General features: G+C 61.4%; 20 protein-coding genes. 11 read left to right on the top strand and 9 right to left on the bottom strand.

Annotated elements, in window-relative coordinates; translation table 11 throughout:
* Nucleotides 1–4: 4 nt before the first annotated feature.
* Nucleotides 5–1,318 carry a sugar ABC transporter permease gene (locus QMO82_RS17535; protein ID WP_183607911.1) on the bottom strand — a complete coding sequence of 438 codons (1,314 nt, stop codon included), beginning with the start codon at nucleotides 1,316–1,318 and terminating at the stop codon, nucleotides 5–7.
* Nucleotides 1,319–1,577: 259 nt separating this feature from the next.
* On the bottom strand, nucleotides 1,578–2,618 hold the full coding sequence (gene xylF / locus QMO82_RS17530) for a D-xylose ABC transporter substrate-binding protein (protein WP_183607912.1): 1,041 nt from the start codon (nucleotides 2,616–2,618) through the stop codon (nucleotides 1,578–1,580).
* A gap of 226 nt (nucleotides 2,619–2,844) precedes the next feature.
* Between xylF and QMO82_RS17525 the strand changes: the two genes are divergently transcribed.
* The gene (locus tag QMO82_RS17525) at nucleotides 2,845–4,068 is read left to right on the top strand and encodes an ROK family transcriptional regulator (RefSeq protein ID WP_183608347.1); all 1,224 of its coding nucleotides are present in this window, start codon (nucleotides 2,845–2,847) and stop codon (nucleotides 4,066–4,068) included.
* Nucleotides 4,069–4,433: 365 nt separating this feature from the next.
* On the opposite strand, the gene iolG is transcribed toward QMO82_RS17525, so the two are convergent.
* Entirely contained in the window at nucleotides 4,434–5,426 is a 993-nt protein-coding gene (gene iolG / locus QMO82_RS17520) for an inositol 2-dehydrogenase (protein ID WP_183607913.1), read from the bottom strand.
* A 197-nt stretch (nucleotides 5,427–5,623) separates the two neighbouring features.
* Between iolG and QMO82_RS17515 the strand changes: the two genes are divergently transcribed.
* On the top strand, nucleotides 5,624–5,902 hold the full coding sequence (locus QMO82_RS17515) for a hypothetical protein (protein ID WP_183607914.1): 279 nt from the start codon (nucleotides 5,624–5,626) through the stop codon (nucleotides 5,900–5,902).
* Here the strand turns inward: QMO82_RS17515 and QMO82_RS17510 are convergent, their stop codons facing one another.
* Nucleotides 5,903–6,373 (bottom strand): hypothetical protein, encoded by a 471-nt coding sequence (locus QMO82_RS17510; protein ID WP_183607915.1) that lies wholly within the window; start codon nucleotides 6,371–6,373, stop codon nucleotides 5,903–5,905.
* Between the two features lie 60 nt (nucleotides 6,374–6,433).
* Nucleotides 6,434–7,441, bottom strand: coding sequence for a LysR family transcriptional regulator (locus QMO82_RS17505; protein WP_183607916.1), 1,008 nt, complete (start codon nucleotides 7,439–7,441; stop codon nucleotides 6,434–6,436).
* Between the two features lie 271 nt (nucleotides 7,442–7,712).
* Here QMO82_RS17505 and chvE point away from each other — a divergent pair, with 271 nt between their 5' ends.
* From chvE to QMO82_RS17465, 8 genes are all read left to right on the top strand, one after another.
* Nucleotides 7,713–8,777, top strand: a complete 1,065-nt coding sequence (gene chvE / locus QMO82_RS17500) for a multiple monosaccharide ABC transporter substrate-binding protein (protein ID WP_047611463.1) — start codon at nucleotides 7,713–7,715, stop codon at nucleotides 8,775–8,777.
* Nucleotides 8,778–8,873: 96 nt separating this feature from the next.
* Nucleotides 8,874–10,412: a multiple monosaccharide ABC transporter ATP-binding protein gene (gene mmsA / locus QMO82_RS17495; RefSeq protein ID WP_183607917.1), complete on the top strand. Its 1,539-nt coding sequence runs from the start codon at nucleotides 8,874–8,876 to the stop codon at nucleotides 10,410–10,412.
* Nucleotides 10,409–11,620: a multiple monosaccharide ABC transporter permease gene (gene mmsB, locus QMO82_RS17490; protein ID WP_183607918.1), complete on the top strand. Its 1,212-nt coding sequence runs from the start codon at nucleotides 10,409–10,411 to the stop codon at nucleotides 11,618–11,620. The genes mmsA and mmsB overlap by 4 nt, the downstream gene beginning before the upstream one ends.
* 116 nt (nucleotides 11,621–11,736) lie before the next feature.
* A complete protein-coding gene (gene araD1 / locus QMO82_RS17485) occupies nucleotides 11,737–12,732 on the top strand; it encodes an AraD1 family protein (protein ID WP_183607919.1) in 996 nt (331 codons plus the stop codon).
* Nucleotides 12,733–12,799: 67 nt separating this feature from the next.
* The gene (locus tag QMO82_RS17480; protein ID WP_183607920.1) at nucleotides 12,800–14,233 is read left to right on the top strand and encodes an aldehyde dehydrogenase family protein; all 1,434 of its coding nucleotides are present in this window, start codon (nucleotides 12,800–12,802) and stop codon (nucleotides 14,231–14,233) included.
* Nucleotides 14,234–14,294: 61 nt separating this feature from the next.
* Nucleotides 14,295–16,034 carry an L-arabinonate dehydratase gene (gene araD, locus QMO82_RS17475; RefSeq protein ID WP_097620778.1) on the top strand — a complete coding sequence of 580 codons (1,740 nt, stop codon included), beginning with the start codon at nucleotides 14,295–14,297 and terminating at the stop codon, nucleotides 16,032–16,034.
* Nucleotides 16,035–16,152: 118 nt separating this feature from the next.
* Nucleotides 16,153–16,395 carry a type II toxin-antitoxin system Phd/YefM family antitoxin gene (locus QMO82_RS17470; protein ID WP_183607921.1) on the top strand — a complete coding sequence of 81 codons (243 nt, stop codon included), beginning with the start codon at nucleotides 16,153–16,155 and terminating at the stop codon, nucleotides 16,393–16,395.
* The gene (locus tag QMO82_RS17465; RefSeq protein ID WP_183607922.1) at nucleotides 16,392–16,802 is read left to right on the top strand and encodes a type II toxin-antitoxin system VapC family toxin; all 411 of its coding nucleotides are present in this window, start codon (nucleotides 16,392–16,394) and stop codon (nucleotides 16,800–16,802) included. Before QMO82_RS17470 ends, QMO82_RS17465 begins: the two co-directional genes overlap by 4 nt.
* A 101-nt stretch (nucleotides 16,803–16,903) precedes the next feature.
* Here QMO82_RS17465 and QMO82_RS17460 read toward each other — a convergent pair whose 3' ends face one another.
* From QMO82_RS17460 to QMO82_RS17450, 3 genes are read right to left on the bottom strand one after another with little or no spacing between them, the layout of a single operon-like run.
* A complete protein-coding gene (locus QMO82_RS17460; protein ID WP_097620781.1) occupies nucleotides 16,904–17,728 on the bottom strand; it encodes a transglutaminase family protein in 825 nt (274 codons plus the stop codon).
* A gap of 12 nt (nucleotides 17,729–17,740) precedes the next feature.
* A complete protein-coding gene (locus tag QMO82_RS17455) occupies nucleotides 17,741–18,682 on the bottom strand; it encodes an alpha-E domain-containing protein (RefSeq protein WP_183607923.1) in 942 nt (313 codons plus the stop codon).
* On the bottom strand, nucleotides 18,682–20,091 hold the full coding sequence (locus tag QMO82_RS17450; protein WP_183607924.1) for a circularly permuted type 2 ATP-grasp protein: 1,410 nt from the start codon (nucleotides 20,089–20,091) through the stop codon (nucleotides 18,682–18,684). The genes QMO82_RS17455 and QMO82_RS17450 overlap by 1 nt, the downstream gene beginning before the upstream one ends.
* A gap of 605 nt (nucleotides 20,092–20,696) precedes the next feature.
* On the opposite strand from QMO82_RS17450, the gene QMO82_RS17445 reads away from it, so the two are divergent.
* Nucleotides 20,697–21,596, top strand: coding sequence for a DMT family transporter (locus QMO82_RS17445; protein ID WP_183607925.1), 900 nt, complete (start codon nucleotides 20,697–20,699; stop codon nucleotides 21,594–21,596).
* A gap of 370 nt (nucleotides 21,597–21,966) precedes the next feature.
* On the opposite strand, the gene QMO82_RS17440 is transcribed toward QMO82_RS17445, so the two are convergent.
* On the bottom strand, nucleotides 21,967–22,947 hold the full coding sequence (locus QMO82_RS17440; protein WP_183607926.1) for an alpha/beta fold hydrolase: 981 nt from the start codon (nucleotides 22,945–22,947) through the stop codon (nucleotides 21,967–21,969).
* Nucleotides 22,948–22,985 lie beyond the last annotated feature (38 nt).

Raw genomic sequence — 22,985 nt, 5'->3', positions numbered from 1 at the left:
CCTCTCACTTGGCACGGGCGCGGTAGACGGTGTCGAGCCAGACCGCCACGACAAGGACGGTGCCGACGACGACGCTCTGCAGCGGGGTGTCGACATGCGCCAGCACCATGCCCGACTGCAGCGACTGCATGACGAGCGCGCCGAGCATGGCGCCGGCGATGGTGCCGGTGCCGCCTGCCAGCGACGTCCCGCCGATCACGGCGGCGGCGATGGTGTAGAGCTCGTCGAGCGTGCCCTGCGAGTTCGTCGCGGCGTTGAGGCGGGCGGTGGAAATCGCCGCTGCGATAGCGGCCAAAACCCCCATCAGCGCGAAGATGCGCACGGTGACCCAGCGGGTCTTGATGCCGGCGAGTTCGGCCGCTTCGGGGTTGCCGCCGATCGCGAAGACATAGCGGCCGAAGCGCAGGCGTGTGGCGATGAAGGTCATGATGATGCCGACGACGATGGCGATCAGCACCGGCACGGCGATGCCGTAGGGAATATCCAGGCCGGTTTCCGGCCAGGGGATATTGTTGGTCTCGGCATATTTCTTGGCGATATTGATCGGCCAGTAATAGCTGTTGGCGATCGATACGGCGCCGAGGATCAGCACGCAGCTCAGCGTCGCCAGGAAATATTCCGCCCAGACCGGCCGCTGCGGAAAGCCGAAGCGGCGGCGCTGCCGGCGCGAGCCGATGATGCTGGCGATGACGAAGAGGCAGGCGCCGATGCCGACGACCCAGCTCCAGGTGGCGCCGATCGAGCCTTCAGCGCCGCCGCCCATGATGCGGAAGGTCTGGTCCATCGGCGCAACCGTCTGGCCGCTGGTGACGAGCCAGGTGGCACCGCGCCAGACGAGCAGGCCGCCAAGCGTGACGATGAAGGAGGGAACGTTGAGGAAGGCGATGATCATGCCCTGGAAAGCGCCGATCAGGCCGCCGGCGATCAGGCCGATGAGCAGCGTGATCACCCAGGTGAAAGGGCTGTCGAAGCCGATATATTCAGGCAGGATCTTCGCCTGCGTCACGCCCATGATCATGCCGCAGAGGCCGAGCACGGAACCGACCGAAAGGTCGATGTTGCGGGTGACGATGATCAGCACCATGCCCGTCGTCATGATCGCGATGTCGGTCGTCTGAACCGAGAGGTTCCAGAGATTGCGCGGGGTCAGGAACAGGCCGCCGGTGATGATGTGGAAACCGATCCAGATGATGACGAGCGCGCCGATCATGCCGAGCAGGCGCGTGTCGATCTCGGTGGCGCGGAAGAAGCGGGCCACCGGACTGGCTTCCGCCGTTCGCGGTCCGCTTGACGTCGTTGATTTTACCATTTCGGCCATGGGTTTGCCGTTCCCCCATTGTGTTTGGACGGATGCGCCGACGTGCTCAAGGCTGCCGGCGGCGGCGTCTGTTCTTCAACTGACCATCGCGATGCTTCCCGGAAACCGCACGCGTGGCGTCGCGACACCCTTCCGGCAGGGAATGAAAATCCGCGATGGCGCGGCGAGGCGGAGGAACTTCGTCGTTAGAGTTCGCGTCCGCATCCGGCGCCGCAGCGGTCTTTCCGCTGCGGCGCCGGCAGTTCAGTTCAGGCGCTGCTTACTTGCAGGCGGCAACCGTGCCGGCCTTGACGCCCTGGCAGGCTTCAGCCTTGGAAATCCAGCCGGCGTCGATGACGACGTTCAGATTGTCCTTGGTGATCGCAAGCGGCTTCAGGAAGACAGACTGCATTTCCACGCCCTTCGGGCCGCCCTTGAAGGCCTGAGCGCCGTCGATCTTGCTCATGTCCTTGCCGCCGGCGAGGTCGAGAGCGATTTCTGCGGCGCGCTTGCCGAGTTCGCGGCTGTCCTTCCAGACGGAAACCGTCTGCGTGCCGAGAGCGATGCGGTTCAGCGCCGCCTTGTCGCCGTCCTGGCCGGAAACCGGAACGGAGCCGGCGAGGCCCTGGGCGTCGAGCGCGGCGATCGCGCCGCCGGCCGTGCCGTCGTTGGAGGCGACGACGGCGTCAACCTTGTTGTTGTTGGCGGTCAGGAACTGCTCCATGTTGCGCTGGGCGTTCTCCGGCAGCCAGCCGTCGGTATAGGCTTCGCCGACATTCTTGATCTTGCCGGCGTCGATCGCGGCCTTCAGCACTTCCTGCTGGCCCGAGAACAGGAAGTCGGCGTTCGGGTCGGAAGACGAGCCCTTGATGAAGACGTAATTGCCTTCCGGCTTGGCTTTGAAGACGCCTTCAGCCTGAAGACGGCCGACTTCCTTGTTGTCGAAGGTGATGTAGAAGGCGGCCGGGTTTTCGATCAGGCGGTCGTAGCCGACGACCGGGATGCCTTCGGCAGCGGCCTTTTCGATCGCCGGGCCGATGGCGTCGGAATCCTGGGCGAGAATGATCAGTGCGTTGGCGCCCTGCGAGATCAGCGATTCGACGTCGGTGAGCTGCTTGGCGGCTGAGGACTGCGCGTCAGCGGAAATATACTTGGCGCCCTTGGCTTCGAGAGCCTTCTTGATGGCGGCTTCGTCGGTCTTCCAGCGTTCTTCCTGGAAGTTCGACCAGGAAACGCCGACGACGAGATCGGCAGCCATGGCAGCGGTATGAATGGAAACGAGGATGGCAGCGCCGGCCATCAATTTCAAAATAGACTTCATAATGTCCTCCCGAGTGAGTTGCGACCGGCCCAGCCCATGCTTCCTCCGGCCACCGCGTAAAGCTGTCGAGGAAAGTTCGGATTATTTTCTCGACAGTCGAGAAATTTGATGTCAGAGATTTTTTCAGCTGTCAACACTGGACTGCCGGCTTAATTTCCTTGCGCAGCAGCGGCCGGAGATGCAGTGGAAAGCAAGGGTGAACAAGCAGGAGGAGAGGGCGGCATTCATGCTGACCAAGTCGAGCACGGAGCTGGTCCGGCAGAGAAACAGCGTGCTCGTGCTGTCCGTGCTGCGCCGCCACGGTCAGTTGGCGCATACCGAGATATCGGATTTCACCGGCCTTTCCTCGGCCACCATTTCGGCGATCACCACGGAGCTGGAAAGAGCCCAGATCATCGAAAAATCCGAGCAGCAGGCGGCCAGCGGCCGCGGCCGGCCGCGTGTGCTTCTGCGCCAGCGGCGCGATTGCGGCTATCTCATCGTCGTCATCATCTCTTCGGATGCGGTGCAATATTCGCTGGTGGATTATGCCGGCAAGCTGATCGACCGCTTCAGCGAGGAGCGTTCGCATGACCCCTCGGGCGCGGCCCGCTTCGTAGAAGGCGTGCGCGCCGGCCTTTCACGCATTCTCGATCGTTCGAAGATCAGCCAAGAAAAAGTGCTGCTGATCTCGATCAGCAGCAAGGGGCTGGTCAATTCGACCGAGCCGGTGCTTCTGTGGTCGCCGATCTTCGGCAGCGACCAGATCGATTTCGAATCAGCGCTCCGGCCGCAATGGCAGGCCAAGGTGATCCTCGATAACGAGACGCTGCTCGTCGCCGCCGCCCTCGGTGCGCGCGAAGAGATCGCCAAGGGCGCCGATTTCCGCTCGCTCGCCGCCCTGTCGCTCGGCCACAGCATCGGCCTCGGCATCGTCCGACGCGGCAATCAGACCGGCCAGGAGATCTCGGCCCCGAATTTCGGCCACATGCTGCACATGGCCAATGGAGGCCTCTGCCGCTGCGGCACCCGCGGCTGCATCGAGGCCTATGCCGGCTTCTACGCCATCCTGCGCAGCGCCTTCGAAGTGCCGCTCGATACCATTCCGGCCAAATTCGTGCCGGTCGCCGAACTCGACAAGATCGCCGCCCGCGCCCGCCAGGGCCACCGCACCTCAGCCTTCGCCTTCCGCCAGGCGGGGCTGGCGCTCGGCAACGGCCTGTCGCGCATGCTGAGCCTCACCGAACGCATGCCGATCGCCATCACCGGCCCCGGCACCCGCTACTACGACCTCCTCCGCCAGGGCATCGAAGAGGGCCTCGGCCAGTCGCATGTCGTCCGCATGGAAGGCATGCCGGAGATCCGCGTGGTCGCCGACGAACCGATCCTCGTCTTCGAAGGCCACCTCAACCGGGCGCTCTCGGTGATTGACCAGGATATCGTGATTACGGGCGTGCAGGGCGGGGAATGAGGACGCATCGCTGAATGCGAAATGGCGGGGCGAGGGGAGGTGTCCTGCGAGAGGCCGGTGAGGCACGCAGAGGGTGGGGAGAAGAGGGAATCGAGAGGTCGCGGCAGAAAAAGACCCCTCCCCAACCCCTCCCCACAAGGGGGAGGGGCTAAGCTGTGGCACCGGCTCGCATACCAACAAGACGGCTGCATATGCTGCGCTCAAGAATGAATGCGGCGAGGGCCGCGCGTTAAGCCCCTCCCCCTTTGTGGGGAGGGGAATTGCGTCGGCCCCACTGCGGGCCTCACGGAAAACGCCACCAAACGCAAAACGGCCGGGCGAGTGCCCGGCCATCTCATGCACGACTTCCGGTCGGGAGAGGACCGTCAGCCGATCTTGATCAGCTTGCCTTCCTTGACCGACTGCACCGCGGCGTCGGCGAGCGCCAGCGCTGCCAGGCCATCGGCGCCGGAAGGCGCAATCTTCGTGCCCTTTTCGATCGAGGCGATGAAGGCGGCGATTTCGTTGGCGTAGGCTTCGGTGTAGCGGGTCATGAAGAAATCATGCAGCGGCGGGCGGGTGTAGCCGTCGCCGTTTGCCACTTCGATCGAGACCGGGCGCTGGTTTTCGGCTGCGGCCATGCCCTTGGCGCCATGCACTTCGATGCGCTGGTCGTAGCCGTAGGTGGCGCGGCGGGAGTTGGAAATGACTGCCTGCTTGCCGGATTTGGTCTGCAGGATCACCGAGACGCTGTCATAGTCGCCGGCTTCGCCGATCGCCTTGTCGACCAAGACGGCCGCGGTCGCCAGCACCGAGACCGGCTCTTCGCCGAGCAGGAAGCGGGCCATGTCGAAATCGTGGATCGTCATGTCGCGGAAGATGCCGCCCGAGCGCTTGATGTAGTCCACCGGCGGGGCGCCGGGGTCGCGCGAGGTGATCGTCACCATCTCGACATCGCCGATCTTGCCGTCGTCGATCACCTTGCGCACCGCCATGAAATGCGGGTCGAAGCGGCGGTTGAAGCCGACCATCAGCTTGGCGCCGGTCTCTTCCACCACCTTGATGCAGGCCTTGACGCGGGCAACATCGAGATCGATCGGCTTTTCGCAGAAGATCGCCTTGCCGGCGCGGGCGAAGCGCTCGATCAGGTCGGCATGGGTGTCCGTCGGCGTGCAGATGACGACGGCGTCGATATCCTTGGCGGCCTCGATCGCCTCGATGGTGCGGACTTCGCAGCCATAGGCCGAAGCGATGGCTTCTGCCGCCTGCGGAAAGGCGTCCGCGACGGCAACCAGCGTCGCATTGGCGTCGCCGCTGACGGCCTTGGCGTGAACCTTGCCGATGCGGCCGGCGCCGAGAAGACCAAATCTTACAGTCATTTCAACCTCCCTTGAATTCGGAACAAATAAACCGAATTGCCAAAAAACTGGAATTTTCATTCCATCTTCCATGCGCGGCGTCAAGCCCGCGGCTCTTTCACATTTGCAAGATTCGAACTAAAGACAAGCGCGGCACAGGCCGAGGGCAGTGCGACAAAAGCGAAGAGCAGTGCGACATATGCGACCGCGGGGCAAAGATGCAACTGATTGATCCCAACCACCCGGCATACCGGCGCCTCTGGGTGCGGACTGCCATCGTTGCCGTCTGCTTCGGCTGGGCCGGGGTCGAACTTATCACCGGCGATCCGTTCTGGGCAGTGCTGGCGGCGGGCGCCGGCGCCTATTCCTTCTATATGTTGTTCTGGACCTTCAAGCCGCAGCCGCCGGCCGCCGAGGCAGCAGCCGAGCCTGACGCCGAGGAAGAGCCGGAGGGGATCCCTGCGGAGAAGCCGTCGAAGGACGGGCAGGCGGAATAATCAGCGGGCGATTCGCCGCAGCGCTTCATCGATCAGCAGATTGGCGAGCATCATCCGCTTGGTCGCATTGTCGCGGAAGGGCGGGGCGACGCCGTCGGGATGATTGGCGCGGGCGAAGGCGCGCCGCTTCTCGCCGAGCGTCAGCGGCGTATCGGCCGCCGAGATCGCCAGTTCGGCGGCAACCTCCTGCGGAGCCGTGCGGGTGAGATGGTCCGGCATGACGGGCTCGGGTGGAGGCAGAGGCGCCGGCTTCTCCACGAGCCCGGCGGCGGCCTCCTGTTCCAGATTGTCGAAATAGGCCTGGCCGACGCGTTGTGAGGCGGCCGAGACACCCCCCAAGACATCGAAGGCAAGCCCGGTGCCGAGGCCGGAGACGCGATGGGCGGCCGGCGCCTCGGTGTCTTCTTCCGTCTCGTCCTCCGCCTTCAGCCGCTCAAGGACTGATTGAAATACCGATTGTCCGAACAGCATCCGCGCATCCTCTCGAAGCGTCTATTGAAGAAGAGCAAGATGGCGCCGGGCTTGCGGCGGTCAGCCCGCTTGCTTCAGGCTTTCCTCGAGGATGATGTCGTAGAGCAGCCGGGCGCTCGGCGGCAGCGCCCGTTCCTTCGCCGTGATCAGGCTGTAGGGCTTGACGTTGATGTCGAAATCGATCGGCAGCATGCGCACGTCGGAGGCTTTGGCGTCCTGGCTGGACAGGAATTGGGCGACGTCGGTCGCGACGGGGGCGATTGCATCGGTTTCGCAGACGATGGCGCAGGTCAGCAGCAGCGAGGAGGTGTTGACGATATTCTCCGGCAGCGCCACGCCGCGCGACAGGAAGATGTCCTCGATCGTGCGGCGCAGCAGCGTGCCCGGCGGTTGGAACACCCAGTCGTAATCCCTGATGTCGGAAAGGCTGCTGGTCTTTTTCTTTTTCAGCAGCGGATGGCGGTTGCGCACGATCAGGCAGGCCCGCTCGATGCCGATCTCCTTCACCTCGAACAGGCGCGGGTTGAGATCGTCGGGAATGCGGCTGATGATGAAGTCGTGGCGGGCGGCGAGCAGCTCGCGGGCGAGCACATTGCTGGTCTCCACCTGGATGTTGATCTCGATGCCCGGATAGGCTTTGCGCACCCTGTTGATCGCCGGCACCACGAGGCTCATGGCCGGCGCCGTCACCGCGCCGATGAAGACCGGGCCGCCCTTGCCGCTTTTCAATTCGCCGATCTCGCGGCTCGCCTCGCGCAGCTCCAGCAGGATCTTCCGGGCGCGTTTCGCAAGGGCGGCGCCGAAGGTCGTCAACACCACGCCGCGGGCGACGCGCTCATAGAGCGGCGTCTTGGTGATCGATTCCATTTCGGACAGCATGCGGGATGCGGCGGGCTGCGAGATGTTCAGGACTTCCGCAGCTGCGGAAATCTGTCCACTATCTTCGATTGCGACGATCATCCGCAGGTGATTCAGCTTAAGTCCTGCACGTAAAAGGCTGTCATCACCGAAATTATCGCTGTGAATATCGACGTGATCCATCGAAATGGGCTCGGAAACAATCGTCATGGTTGCAGCCTCCCCACTGCGCTCCATCAAAAGTAATACTTTTTAACGATATACCAAAATTGTTATGCACGTTAGCACTTATTCTATTTGACAGTTATAGGAATCCATACCAGTTTGCCGCCGTGTGCTGGTTGGCACTCAACACGTGTGAGATCGTGGAGGAGACCTACTTCGTTTCTCACCATCTGAAGTAACTATCCAATACGGAACCTGCCACAGTTTCGGGGCGGGCGATTTTTCGTCCGCTGCTCTATTAACAAGGGAGAGAGAAATGAAATCCATTATCTCATTGATGGCCGCGGCTGCCTTCGGCGTCGCTTCGTTCGTTGCACCGGCTCTGGCCGCGGATAAGGGCACCGTCGGCATTGCCATGCCGACCAAGGCTTCGGCCCGCTGGATCGACGACGGCAACAACATCGTCAAGCAGCTCCAGGCTGCCGGTTACGGCACTGACCTGCAGTATGGCGACGACGACATTCCGAACCAGCTTTCGCAGATCGAAAACATGGTCACGAAGGGCGTCAAGGTTCTCGTCATCGCTTCGATCGACGGCACCACGCTTTCCGACGTTCTCCAGAAGGCACACGACGCCGGCATCAAGGTCATCGCTTATGACCGTCTGATCCGCGATTCGGGCAACGTCGACTACTACGCAACCTTCGACAACTTCCAGGTCGGCGTTCTGCAGGCCGGCTCCATCGTTGACGGCCTCGGCCTCAAGGATGGCAAGGGCCCGTTCAACATCGAACTGTTCGGCGGTTCGCCGGACGACAACAACGCCTTCTTCTTCTATGATGGCGCAATGTCCGTCCTGCAGCCCTACATCGACAGCGGCAAGCTCGTCGTGAAGTCCGGCCAGACCGGCATGGACAAGGTCGGCACGCTGCGTTGGGATCCGGCAACGGCCCAGGCCCGCATGGACAACCTGCTCTCGGCCAACTACACCGACGCCAAGGTCGATGCCGTCCTGTCTCCCTATGACGGTCTGTCGATCGGTATCATCTCCTCGCTGAAGGGCGTTGGTTATGGTACGGCTGCCCAGCCGCTGCCGATCGTCACCGGTCAGGATGCTGAAATCCCGTCGGTCAAGTCGATCATTGCTGGCGAACAGCATTCGACGATCTTCAAGGACACCCGCGAACTCGCCAAGGTCACTGTTGCCATGGTCGATGCCGTCATGTCCGGCAAGGAGCCTGAGGTCAACGACACCAAGACCTACGACAACGGCGTCAAGGTCGTTCCGTCCTATCTGCTGAAGCCGGTTGCCGTCGACAAGACCAACTACAAGCAGATCCTCGTCGACAGCGGTTACTACACCGAAGACAAGCTGAAGTAAGTTGAACAGGAGGCCGGAGCCCGCGCTTGCGGGCTCCGGTCTTCGATTTTATGATGACCCGGCCATTTAACGGCTGGGGGCGCTGGAACTTTGACTATGGACAATACCATCCTCGAGATGCGGAGCATCACCAAGACGTTCCCAGGCGTCAAGGCGCTGGAGAACGTGAACCTCAAGGTTCGCCAAGGTGAGATCCACGCATTGGTGGGCGAAAACGGGGCCGGCAAATCGACCCTGATGAAAGTGCTATCTGGCGTCTATCCCACCGGAAGCTATGACGGCGACATCATTTATGAAGGCGAGACGCGCAACTTCAAGGCCCTGAGGGACTCCGAAGAAATCGGCATCGTCATCATCCACCAGGAACTGGCGCTCGTGCCGTTGCTGGCGATCGGGGAAAACATCTTCCTCGGCAACGAGAATGCCAAGAGCGGCGTCATCAGCTGGGACGAGACGTTCAACCGCACCAAGCAGCTGCTCAAGAAGGTTGGCCTGCAGGAATCTCCGAACACGCTGGTCACCGACATCGGCGTCGGCAAGCAACAGCTGGTCGAGATCGCCAAGGCGCTGTCGAAGAGCGTCAAGCTGCTGATCCTCGACGAGCCGACGGCCTCGCTCAACGAAAGCGATTCCGACGCTCTGCTCAACCTGCTGATCGAGTTCCGCAAGCAGGGGATCACCTCGATCATCATCTCCCACAAGCTGAACGAGATCCGCAAGGTCGCCGACCAGATCACGGTCCTGCGCGACGGCATGACCGTCAAGACGCTCGACTGTCATGCGGACGAGATCAGCGAAGACATCATCATCCGCAACATGGTCGGCCGCGATCTTGAAGACCGCTATCCGCCGCGTTCGGTGCCGATCGGCGAAACCATTCTCGAAGTGAAGAACTGGAACGCCTATCACCAGCAGCACCGCGACCGTCAGGTCCTGCACAATATCAACATCACCGTCCGCAAGGGCGAGGTCGTCGGCATCGCCGGCCTGATGGGAGCAGGACGCACCGAATTCGCCATGAGCCTGTTCGGCAAGGCCTATGGCCACAAGGTCTCGGGCGAGGCGCTGATGCACGGCAAGGCGGTCGACGTCAGCACCGTGCGCAGGGCGATCGACGCGGGTCTCGCCTACGTCACCGAAGACCGCAAGCAGCTCGGCCTCGTGCTCAACGACACGATCCTGCACAACACGACGCTCGTCAATTTGAAGGCGGTGTCGAACGCGTCTGTCATCGACAGCGTCAAGGAATCGCGGGTTGCGACCGACTATCGGTCGAAGTTGCGCATCCGCTCTTCCAGCATCTTCCAGGAGACGGTCAATCTTTCCGGCGGCAACCAGCAGAAGGTGGTGCTGTCGAAATGGCTGTTCTCCAATCCCGATATTTTGATCCTCGACGAGCCGACGCGCGGCATCGACGTTGGCGCAAAATACGAAATCTATACTATCATCAACCAGCTTGCCGCCGATGGAAAGGGCGTTCTGATGATCTCGTCGGAAATGCCCGAACTGCTTGGCACTTGTGACCGCATCTACGTGATGAACGAAGGACGCATCGTCGCCGAACTGCCGAAGGGAGAAGCAAGCCAGGAAACCATCATGCGCGCTATCATGCGCTCAGGGGAGAAGAAGCAATGACACCGATCAATCAACCCATCGCTGAGCAAGGGCGTGTCGTCTCCATCGGAGACTACGTTCGCGGCAACATCCGCGAATACGGCATGTTCATCGCGCTCATCGCGATCATGGTGTTCTTCCAGTTCTCGACCGGTGGCGTTCTCTTCAGGCCGCTCAACCTGACCAACATCATTCTGCAGAACTCGTTCATCGTCATCATGGCGCTCGGCATGCTGCTGGTGATCGTCGCCGGCCATATTGATCTTTCGGTCGGATCCGTCGTCGGTTTCATCGGCGCCATCGCCGGCGTGATGACGGTGCAATGGCACACCAATTATGTCCTGGCCGGTATCGTCTGCCTTGCCATGGGCGCGCTGGTCGGCGGCATCCAGGGTTATTTCGTCGCCTATCACAAGATTCCGTCCTTCATCGTGACGCTGGCCGGCATGCTGGTCTTCCGCGGCCTGACGCTGTTCGTGATGACGGCATCGGGAACTGGCACCAGCATCGGTCCTTTCCCGCCGGAGTTCCAGCTGATCAGCATCGGCTTCCTGCCGAACGCTTTCGATATGGGTGGCATCAACTCGACCTCGATCATTCTGACCGTTGTCGGCGCCGTTACGCTCTTCTACCTGGCGTGGCGCAAGCGCCTGTCGAACGAGAAGCATGGCAATGACGTCGAGCCGCTGGGCTTTTTCCTCGCCCAGAACATCATTGTCACCCTCGCCATTCTGGCGCTCGGCTACCAGCTGTCGATCTATCGCGGCTTCCCGAATGTGCTGATGGTCATGCTGGTTCTGGTGGCTGCCTATGCCTTCATTACCCGCCGCACGACGATCGGCCGCCGCATCTACGCCATGGGCGGCAATGAGAAGGCGACCAAGCTTTCCGGTATCAACACCGAGCGGCTGACCTTCCTGACCTTCGCCAACATGGGCCTGCTTGCGGGTCTCGCCGGCCTGATCGTTGCCCTGCGCCTCAACTCGGCGACGGCCAAGGGCGGTTTCGGTCTCGAGCTCGACGTGATCGCGGCCTGCTTCATCGGCGGCGCGTCGGCCCAGGGCGGCGTCGGCAAGGTGACCGGCGCGGTCATCGGCGCCTTGATCATGGGCATCATGAACAACGGCATGTCGATCCACGGTCTCGGCACCGACTCGCAGCAGATGGTCAAGGGTGCGGTGCTTCTCGCTGCCGTGTTCTTCGACGTCTACAATAAGAACAAGGGCTGAGCGCCCAAGCGCAGCCCGAGCATTCGCAGTCATATGAATGATGGATTCCGGCTCCTGATGGAGCCGGACAGGCGGAGCTTTTTCCTGTCTTCGCCGAAACGAGAAGGATCGAAGACGTGCTTATTTCCCAGATCAAAGGTGCCAACGGAGAGATCGTCGTCGCCGTGCGCGAGCCGGGTGGTGCGGCCAGGTCGGTCAACAATGCCGGCAGCGTCTATGCGCTGGCGATGGAAGCCGCCGATGGCGGCAAGTCGCTTGCCGCGGTCATCGAGGCCCATGGCTACGGCGATACCGTCGATCTTGAAAAGGCTTATGCGGAAGGCCGCTTCCTGCCGCCGATCACCCATCCCGATGCCGCCCATCTGCACCTGACCGGCACCGGCCTGACACATTTGGGCTCGGCGGCAACGCGCGATTCCATGCACAAGAAGACCAGCGAGGCGGCCGAGGAAACGCTGACCGACTCGATGAAGATGTTCAAGATGGGCCTTGAGAACGGCAAGCCGAAATCAGGCGAAAAGGGCGTGCAGCCGGAATGGTTCTACAAGGGCAACGGCTATGGCACGGCTGCTCCCGGCGCCCCGCTGATCTCGCCTTCCTTCGCCCTCGATGGCGGCGAAGAGCCTGAAATGGCCGGCATTTACGTGATCGCCAAGGACGGCGCGCCGTTCCGCATCGGCTTTGCCCTGTCGAACGAGTTTTCGGACCACGTCACCGAACGGATCAACTATCTCTATCTGGCCCACTCGAAACTGCGCCCGGCCGCCTATGGTCCGGAAATCCGCATCGGCGCCGCACCGGACGATATTCGCGGCACCTCGCGCATCAAGCGCGGCGACAAGGTGATCTTCGAAAAACCGTTCCTGTCGGGCGAAGCGAACATGTCACACACCTTCGCCAACCTGGAATATCACCATTTCAAATACGGCATCTTCCGTGTCCCGGGCGATGTGCATGTCCATATGTTCGGCACGGCAACGCTTTCATTTGCCGACGGCATCAAGGCGGAAGAGGGCGATGTCTTCGAGATCGAAGTCGCCGAATTCGGCCTGGCGCTGCGCAATCCGCTGAAGGTGGCCGCCGAAGAAGAGATCGCTGTCAGGCAGCTCTGATTTTTGAGATCCGGCCGCCTGCGCGGCCGGATCGTGATGTAAACGGTAAAGGAGGCTTGTTGAGCCCATGACCATTTATCAAAACCTGATCGCCGGCGAATGGGTCGGCTCGAACGCGACGAAGAACATCAACCCGTCGGATACGAACGAGGTCGTCGGCCTCTATGCCGATGGCAGCGCCGAGGACACGAAAAACGCCATCGCCGCCGCCAAGGCGGCTTTCCCGGCCTGGTCACGTTCCGGCATCTGGGAACGCCACGTCATTCTGAAGAAGGCCGGCGACGAGATCATGGCGCGCAAGGACGAACTCGGGGCGCTGCTCGCCCGCGAGGAAGGCAAGACGCTGCCTGAGGCCACCGGCGAAGTCATCCGCGCTTCGCAGATCTTCGAATTCTTCGCAGGCGAAGCCCTGCGGCTCGCCGGCGAGGTCATCCCGTCGGTTCGCCCGAATATCGGCGTCGAGATCACCCGCGAAGGCCTCGGCGTCATCGGCATCATCACGCCGTGGAATTTCCCGATCGCCATTCCCGCCTGGAAGATGGCCCCGGCGCTCTGCTACGGTAACACCATCGTCTTCAAGCCGGCCGAACTGGTGCCTGCCTGTTCCTGGGCGATCGTCGATATCCTCAACCGGGCAGGCCTGCCGAAGGGCGTCTTGAACCTCGTCATGGGCAAGGGCTCGGTCGTCGGCCAGGCCATGCTCGAAAGCCCCGACGTTCACGGCATTACCTTCACCGGTTCCACCGGCACCGGCAGGCGCGTCGCCGCCGCCTCCATCGAGCATAACCGCAAGTTCCAGCTTGAGATGGGCGGCAAGAACCCGATGGTCGTGCTCGACGATGCCGACCTCAACGTCGCTGTCGAGGCTGCCGCCAATTCCGGTTTCTTCTCCACCGGCCAGCGCTGCACCGCCTCCTCACGGCTGATCGTCACCGAGGGCATCCACGACAAATTCGTCGCGGCACTGACCGACAAGCTGAAGACGCTCGTCGTCGACAATGCGCTGAAGGCTGGCACCCATATCGGACCCGTCGTCGACGAGCGGCAGCTGAAGACCGATACCGACTATATCGAGATCGGCAAGAAGGAAGGCGCCAAACTCGCCTTCGGCGGCGAGCTGGTCTCGCGCGACACGCCCGGTTTCTACCTGCAGCCGACGCTGTTTACCGAAGCGACCAACCAGATGCGCATCTCGCGCGAGGAGATCTTCGGACCTGTGGTCTCGGTGATCCGGGCGAAGGATTACGACGAGGCGCTTGCCATCGCCAACGACACGCCGTTCGGCCTCTCGGCCGGCATCGCCACGACCAGCCTGAAACACGCGACGCATTTCAAGCGCAATTCGGAAGCCGGCATGGTCATGGTCAACCTGCCGACGGCAGGCGTCGATTTCCACGTTCCGTTCGGCGGCCGCAAGGGTTCGTCCTACGGCCCGCGCGAGCAGGGCAAGTACGCCGCCGAGTTCTACACAACCGTCAAGACCGCCTACACGCTGGCTTAAACAAAGCGCGGTTACCCGGGCCGTACGAGGCGGTCCGGGGATATCCTGAAGGACAGAGACTATGAAAAAGAAAGCGGAATGGCCGCGCAGGCTGAGATCGCAGGAATGGTACGGCGGCACAAGCCGCGACGTGATCTATCACCGCGGCTGGCTTAAAAACCAGGGATACCCGCACGACCTGTTCGACGGCCGGCCGGTGATCGGCATCCTCAACACCTGGTCGGATATGACCCCGTGCAACGGCCATCTGAGAGAGCTCGCCGAGAAGGTGAAGGCGGGTGTCTGGGAGGCCGGCGGCTTCCCGCTCGAGGTGCCGGTATTCTCGGCATCGGAAAACACCTTCCGCCCGACCGCGATGATGTACCGCAATCTCGCCGCTCTGGCGGTGGAAGAGGCGATCCGCGGCCAGCCGATGGATGGCTGCGTGCTTCTCGTCGGCTGCGACAAGACCACGCCGTCGCTGCTGATGGGTGCTGCCTCCTGCGACCTGCCCTCGATCGTCGTCACCGGCGGGCCGATGCTGAACGGCTATTTCCGCGGCGAACGTGTCGGTTCCGGCACGCATCTGTGGAAGTTCTCCGAAATGGTGAAGGCCGGCGAGATGACGCAGGCCGAGTTCCTCGAGGCGGAAGCTTCGATGAGCCGTTCGTCGGGCACCTGCAACACCATGGGCACTGCCTCCACCATGGCTTCCATGGCCGAGGCGCTCGGCATGGCACTGTCCGGCAATGCCGCGATCCCCGGTGTCGATTCCCGCCGCAAGGTGATGGCGCAGCTCACCGGCCGGCGGATCGTGCAGATGGTCAAGGATGACCTGAAGCCCTCCGAAATCATGACGAAGCAGGCTTTCGAGAACGCCATCCGCACCAATGCGGCGATCGGCGGATCGACCAACGCCGTCATCCACCTGCTCGCCATCGCCGGCCGCGTCGGCATCGATCTTTCGCTTGACGATTGGGACCGCTGCGGCCGCGACGTTCCGACAATCGTCAATCTGATGCCGTCGGGCAAATACCTGATGGAAGAGTTCTTCTACGCCGGCGGCCTGCCTGTCGTGCTGAAGCGCCTCGGCGAAGCCGGCCTCCTGCACAAGGACGCGCTGACGGTCTCCGGCGAAACCGTCTGGGACGAGGTCAAGGACGTCGTCAACTGGAACGAGGACGTCATCCTGCCGGCTGAAAAGGCGCTGACGTCTTCGGGCGGCATCGTCGTGCTGCGCGGCAACCTCGCGCCGAAGGGCGCGGTGCTGAAGCCTTCGGCCGCCTCGCCGCATCTGCTGGTGCACCGGGGCAGGGCTGTGGTGTTCGAGGATATCGACGACTACAAGGCGAAGATCAACGACGACAACCTCGACATCGACGAAACCTGCATCATGGTCATGAAGAACTGTGGGCCGAAGGGCTATCCGGGCATGGCCGAAGTCGGCAACATGGGCCTGCCGCCCAAGGTGCTGAAGAAGGGCATCCTCGATATGGTGCGTATATCAGACGCCCGCATGTCGGGAACGGCCTACGGCACCGTCGTGTTGCACACCTCTCCGGAAGCAGCCGTCGGCGGGCCGCTGGCGGTGGTGAAAAACGGCGACATGATCGAGCTTGACGTGCCGAACCGCCGCCTGCATCTCGACATTTCCGACGAGGAATTGGCGCGTCGTCTCGCCGAATGGCAGCCGAACCACGATCTGCCCAAATCAGGCTATGCCTTCCTGCATCAGCAGCATGTCGAAGGAGCCGACACCGGCGCCGACCTCGACTTCCTCAAGGGATGCCGCGGAAACGCTGTCGGTAAGGACAGCCACTAAAGCGGGTATCCGAAAGTGGAAATCAGTGAAAAGGCGGGTGAAACCCCGCCTTTTTCTTTCCGCTTGCTCAGCAAGAAAATGGCATTATATTCTGTACAAGTGTACAGGAGATATGGTTATGTCGAGGGTGGTCGGTGCAGCCGAGTTCAAGGCGAAATGTCTGAACCTTATCGATCAGATGGGGAAGGACGACGAATCTATCGTCATCACCAAGCGTGGCAGGCCAGTTGCCGTGCTTTCACCGGCACCTGACACTCGCGGACGCAGGAGTATCATCGGCGCGATGAAGGGCAGCGTATTGCGCTATGACGATCCGCTGTCTCCGGCAGTCGCACCAGTGGATTGGGACGCCGTTCGTTGATCGTCATCGATACGCACATCCTCGTTTGGGCATTGCAGGACGATGCGCGTCTCAGCTCACAAGCCCGGCGCATCATCGATCAGATGACGGGGAAAAGCCGGATCCTGATTTCGGCGATTACGCCTTGGGAAATCGCGATGCTCGTGCAGAAGGGACGCTTGGCGCTCGGCGATGACGTCGGGCGATGGATCGATAGCGCGCTGTCTCTGCGGGGACTCCAGCTCGCACCGATCGAACCTTCCATAGCGATAGACAGCGTTCGACTGCCTGGTGAGTTTCATGCCGATCCGGCCGACCGCATCATCGCTGCCACCGCCCGTTTTCATCGCGTACCGTTGCTGACGGCCGATCAGGCGATCTTGAGCTACGGGGCCCTCGGTCATCTCCAGGTTCTTGCCGCCGGCTAAGGCACGTCGCATCAAACTTGATGCATGCAAATGAAAAATTGACGAACGGCAAATTTACCTGCGCCATCTGCCGGAAGCTGGTGGATTTCGGGACCGGCGGTTCAGCTCTGGCTCTGGCTTTGCATCTGCCCGCCGTCCTCGACCTTCACGGTGACCGACAGCGTTTCGCCCGGCGTGCCTATGCGCATGCCTGAAATCGGCGCGGCGTCGCGATAGCAGAGACCGGAAGCGATCCTGATGTAACGCGCATCCGGGCAGATCTCGTTGGCCGGATCGAATCCGACCCAGCCGAGGCCGGGAATATGGGCCTCTGCCCAGGCATGGGTCGCCGCCTGTTCGACCTTCTCTTCCATCATCAGATAGCCCGAGACATAACGCGCCGGCACCTGCAGGGCGCGGGCGGCGGCAATGAAGATATGCGCGTGGTCCTGGCAGACGCCGCTCTTCTTCTCCAGCGCCTGTTCGGCCGTCGTCTCGGTGTTGCTGGTGCCGGGCTTATAGGCGACCGTCTCGTGGATTGCCGCCATCAGTGCATGCATGCGGGCAAGCTCGTTATCGCCACCGACGCCCTTGATCAGTTCCTTCACCAGTTTGCCGCCCTTGGTCAGCGGCGTGTCGCGCAGGAAGAGCCAAAGCGGGCAGAAGCCGGTATGCGGGCCGGTGACGCCGTTGTTGTCTTCCGTTTCGACCTCGCCTTCGGCGAGAATGCGCGTCACATCCTGCTCGCCTTCCAGCGAGACCAGATTGACGTGATTGCCGTACTGGTCGTCATATTCCACCTCGGGTATCGCACCCTCGACCTTCAGCGCCCAGGTGAGGACTTTCTGATGGTGGCTCGTCGGCGGCGTCAACCTCAGCCTTTGCAGCGAGAACTGCGTCGGTCCGTCGTAGCGGTATTCGGTGAGATGGCTGATCTTCAGTCGCATGTTCTGATCCGCTTATACATAGAACCGATAGCCGTCGGAAATTTCCGCACCGAGCTTGTTGTTGCGCGCGACGAAATCCTCCAGGAACTCGTGCAGGCCCTGATCCATGATATCCCGGATCGCTCTCGTCTGCAGGGTGGTGCGGATCGCATCGGCAGTATCGTGGGCAGGCAGGCGCTCGCCATAATCCTGGGAGAGATAGCCGAGATTGCTGACGATCTTTTCGTAACAATAGGCAAGCGAGCGCGGCATCTGGACGTTCAGCGTCAGGAAGTCGGCAATGTTCATCGCCCGGTATTCGCCATCATAGGCCCAGCTATAGGCGCGGTGCGCGGAAACCGAGCGCAGGATCGATTCCCACTGCACATTGTCGAGAGAGGAGCCGACTGATGAAACCGAGGGCAGCAGCACGTAATATTTCACGTCGAGGATGCGGCTGGTATTGTCCGCCCGCTCGATGAAGGTGCCGATGCGGGCGAAATTATAGAGTTCGTTGCGCAGCGTCGAGCCATGAAAGGCGCCGCGGATGAGACCGGCGCGGCGCTTGATCACATCGATCACTTCAGGCAAGTCGGCGGCCTTCACGCGCTTTTCGAGCAGCGATTTCAGGTCGATCCAGCATTCGTTGGTCGCTTCCCAGGTCTCGCGTGTCAGGGCGGTGCGCACCATGCGGGCGTTGTTGCGGCCGGACTCGATGCAGGACATGACGCTCGACGGATTGGCGCGATCGCGCAAGAGATAGTCGATCGCATCGGCGTTCGTCAGCTTCGTATGGCCTTCGTCATAGGCCTCGCGCACGCCGGCGCTTTGCAGCACGCCATCCCAGTTGTCGTCGCCGGCGCTGCTGCGGGTGAGCGACATGCGCAGCCCGGCATCGACCAGACGGGCAATATTTTCGGCGCGCTCGATGTAGCGGAACATCCAGTAGAGGCCGTTTGCGGTTCTTCCGAGCATCAGTCCTCCAATACCCAGGTGTCTTTGGTGCCGCCGCCCTGGCTGGAGTTGACCACCAGCGAGCCCTGCTTCAACGCCACGCGGGTGAGCCCGCCGGGAATGATCTGAACCTTGTCCGACACGAGCACATAGGGGCGAAGGTCGACATGGCGCGGTGCAATCCCTTTGTTGACGAGGATCGGCACGGTGGAGAGCGACAGCGTCGGCTGGGCGATATAGTTGTTGGGCTTGGCCTTCAGCTTCTCGGCGAAATCGGCGCGCTCCTTCTTCGATGCCGTCGGCCCGACCAGCATGCCGTAGCCGCCGGAGCCGTGCACCTCCTTGACAACAAGCTCTTCCAGATGCTCGAGCACATATTTCAGGCTTGATGCTTCCGAACAGCGCCAGGTCGGCACGTTTTCAAGCAGCGCCTTGCTGCCGGTGTAGAATTCGACGATCTCCGGCATATAGGAATAGATCGCCTTGTCGTCGCAAATGCCGGTGCCCGGCGCGTTGGCGATGGTGATATTGCCGGAGCGGTAAACATCCATGATGCCGGGAATGCCGAGCGCGGAATCGGCCCGGAAGGTCAGCGGATCGAGGAAATCGTCGTCGACGCGGCGATAGAGCACGTCGATCGCCTCGTAACCGCGGGTCGTCCGCATCTTCACCTTGCCGTCGATGACGCGCAGATCCGAGCCCTCGACCAGCTCGACGCCCATCATGTCGGCGAGGAAGGAATGCTCGTAATAGGCCGAATTGTAAATGCCCGGCGTCAGCACCGCGACGCGCGGCTTGCCGGTGCAGCCGGGAGGGGCAAGGGAGGCGAGGCTCTGGCGAAGCAAGTAGGGATAATCCTCGACGCGCTGCACCTTGTTTTCGTGGAAGAGCTCCGGGAACATCTGCATCATGGTTTCCCGGTTTTCCAGCATGTAGCTGACGCCGGAAGGCGTGCGGGCGTTATCCTCGAGCACGTAGAACTGGTCCTCGCCGGTGCGCACGATGTCGGTGCCGACGATATGGGTGTAGACGCCGCCGGGCGGGCGGAAGCCGATCATCTCGGGGATGAAGGTGACGTTGTTCTCGATCAGCTGGCGCGGAATGCGGCCGGCACGGATGATCTCCTGCTTGTGGTATATATCATCCAGAAAGGCGTTGAGCGCGATCACCCGCTGCTCGATGCCTTGGGCGAGCTTGCGCCATTCGCGAGCGGAGATGATGCGCGGAATGATATCGAAAGGAATGAGCTTTTCGGAGCTGTCGGCATGGCCGTAAACTGCGAAGGTGATGCCGGTCTTCCGGAAGATATTTTCCGCATCGCGGGACTTGGCAATCAGATGCGCCCGGTCTTGGCTGTTGTACCACTCGAAATATTTTTCATAAGGCGGACGAGGACTTTCGTCCCCGGTAATCATTTCATCAAATGCCAAAGGTGCGGCTCCCCTTTTTTGTTCATTTGAATACAACGCAAATTGCAATGCAAGAACCATGCGCAGTTCGGGGAAAAGATTTTGCGTTGCGGGAAACGGGCGAAAATCTGGGCATTTGAAGTGAAGTGGCGTGGTGGGGAGGATGGCTGCCTCGAGTGGTTGCGCAAAATGTGGGCAGATGATTGTTTTTCGATCGGCAAGGTGGATTCGAGGTGCAGATGCAACCGCACCTCTCTCATCCTGTGGCGAGGAGAGGGCATGCCGTGAGGCACCCCCCTCTGTCCTGCCGGACATCTCCCCCACAAGGAGGGAGATCGGCTGGGCGCGACGGCTTCCCCAAACAACTACCGCATGGCTATTTCGATACAGCAGAGAGGGACGGATGACCCAACCTCTTGCCAATCTCCACCCTTGTGGGGGAGATGCCCGGCAGGGCAGAGGGGGGTGCCTCACGGCGCGCCGTTCTGTATTCGCCACAGGAGCCGCGCTGGTCACGCTATCCACCCAACCATCAGCGAAATTTCAAATAAGCATCAACGCTTCGCCTTTGACTGCGGCCGCCGGCTGCCGCTATCAGCACGGCGAATCTTTTCTTGCGAGCCCCCATGTCCCTCGATCGCCTTGCCCCCGCTCTTTTCGTCCTGCTCTGGTCCACGGGCTGGGTGGTGGCGAAATATGCGGCGCTGCATTCCGAGCCCTTCACCTTTCTGTCGATACGCTATGGGCTGTCGGCCTTGGCATTCCTGGCGCTTTGCCTGGTGGCGCGGGCACAATGGCCGAAGAGCCGGGCGACGGCGCTGCGGGCCGTCTATTCCGGCTTCTTCCTGCATGGTTTCTATCTCGCCGGTCTCTGGTGGGCGATCGCCAATGGCGTGCCGGCCGGCATATCAGGCATCATCGCGGCGCTGCAGCCGCTGCTGACGGCGATGGCGGCTCCCTTTCTCGTCGGCGAGCGGTTGCAGAAGACGCAGCAGCTCGGCCTGGTTCTCGGTTTCATCGGCATCGCCATCGCTATTTCGCCGAAGCTCTTCGGTCCGGCGACGGCCGATCTCGCCCATGCCGCCGTGCCGCTGGCGGTTAACCTCATTGCCATGGGCTCCGTCACCTACGGCACGCTCTATCAGAAGAAACACCTGCAATCCGGCGACCTCCGGACCATCGCGACGCTGCAATATGTCGGCGCGCTGATTCTCACCCTGCCGCTGTCGCTGATCTTCGAGCACCAGCATTTCGACGGCACCGCCCGGGCCTATGGCGCGCTCATCTGGTCGGTCTTCGGCCTGTCGACGGGCGGTGTCGGGCTGCTGCTTTATCTGATCCGCCGGGGGCAGGTCTCCCGCGCCGCCTCGCTCATCTACCTGATGCCGCCGGCGGTCGCTCTCGAGGCTTTCATCGCTTTCGGGGAGCCGCTGACCTTGCCGTTGACTGTCGGCACCGCGGTTGTCGTGACGGGGGTCTATCTGACGAACCGCAGGGCGGCTCAGCAAGCGCAGGTCAGCGCATAGGCCGACGGTTGTGACATGGTTAAAAGAAAAGGGCGAAGCTAGCAGCCAGCTTCAACCGGAATGGGAAATCGAATCGCTGACAGGCACTGAACCCGCCCGCAACAAGACGTTGCGAACGGTTTATCTTGTCGAAGATATTCTCGCGAGGCATTTTTAAGTTGCTGCAGAATGCCCATTTGACTACGCCGCTAAGTTCAGTCGCAAAACTTTCGCTTTAATTGGGATTTTCGTGACAAGGCATTTCGTCCGCCTTCGGCCTCGAAGCGGACATTTGGTCCCGGCCAAATGCTCCAGTATGAATGGTCGAGGTAAGGGCTCCTCTGCGGAAAGCCAGACGCGAAAACTTAAGCCGTTCGTATCAAGGCGGCGGCTACTTTCCTAGATTTCGCCGGAAGAACGCGACCACTTCGGCGTTAAATTCCCTGTGGAAGGCGGCGCGGTCGAAGCCGGGCGCATCGATGCATGCTTCCGAAGAAAGGTCCGTTTTAGGGCACATCGTCAAAAACGACAGATGGACGGCGTTGGGCACGATTCGGAAGTCAGGCTTCTCCGGCAATACACGCGCAAGTGTCGCGACATTTTCCGGTGATGCCCCGCCGCCCCCTCCGAGTTCCGATCCCCATAGCTGAAGCGGAATGGTGACGGCCTTCACGCTGTCTGTCGTCTGAAAGACGATGCTGAGAGGGTCGGCGACCACCATTGCCCTGATGCGGGGATCATGCGTTAGCGTCTGGGGCAACGGAGGTTGCTGCGGAGGTCGGGCTCGATTGGCCTGCGGGCATCCGACTGCTTTCGGGTCGGCGCAACGTCGCGGCAACTTGCTGAAATCCGGATTGGCCCCGGCAAGAACAAGACCCGTATAGCCGCCTTGCGAGAAGCCATAGAAACCGATCCTTTGTGGGTCGATTTTAGCAGAATCCGGGAAGTCTGTGAGCATGAAATCAATGGTTCGTTTGATATCGACGGGTCGCGCGGCCAGCACACCCAAACCATTCGCTCGGCTCATATCGGCGTAGTTTGCGTACGGATGATTGATAGCGACCACGACAAAGCCGGAATCGGCCAAGGCCTCGGCCGTGTCATGATGGCCAAGATACCAGCCGCCATAGCCGTGCGAGATGATTACGAGCGGCAGCTTTTCTCCGGCAATCGGGCAATCTGGAACCGCTGGAATTGTGAGCGCTCTGATCTGCACATCTTCAGGCACTTCGGTACAAGGTGACCACATTGCCGCATCGATTGCCGGATCATCCTGTCCAACAGGAATGTGAAGGAACTTCAGGCCTGCGGCCTGGGCAGGTGACATAGCGAGGCAAAAGGCGGCCGCGAGGGCCAGGCGTAGGTGTGTCATGTGATTGCTCCGACCTGAGAGAATTATCCGGCGGCCCG

This window comes from Rhizobium sp. BT04 (genome assembly GCF_030053135.1).
GTDB lineage: Bacteria > Pseudomonadota > Alphaproteobacteria > Rhizobiales > Rhizobiaceae > Rhizobium > Rhizobium binxianense.
The sequence above is the reverse complement of the archived record's forward strand: the minus strand, read 5'-3'. Positions and strand labels throughout refer to the sequence as shown.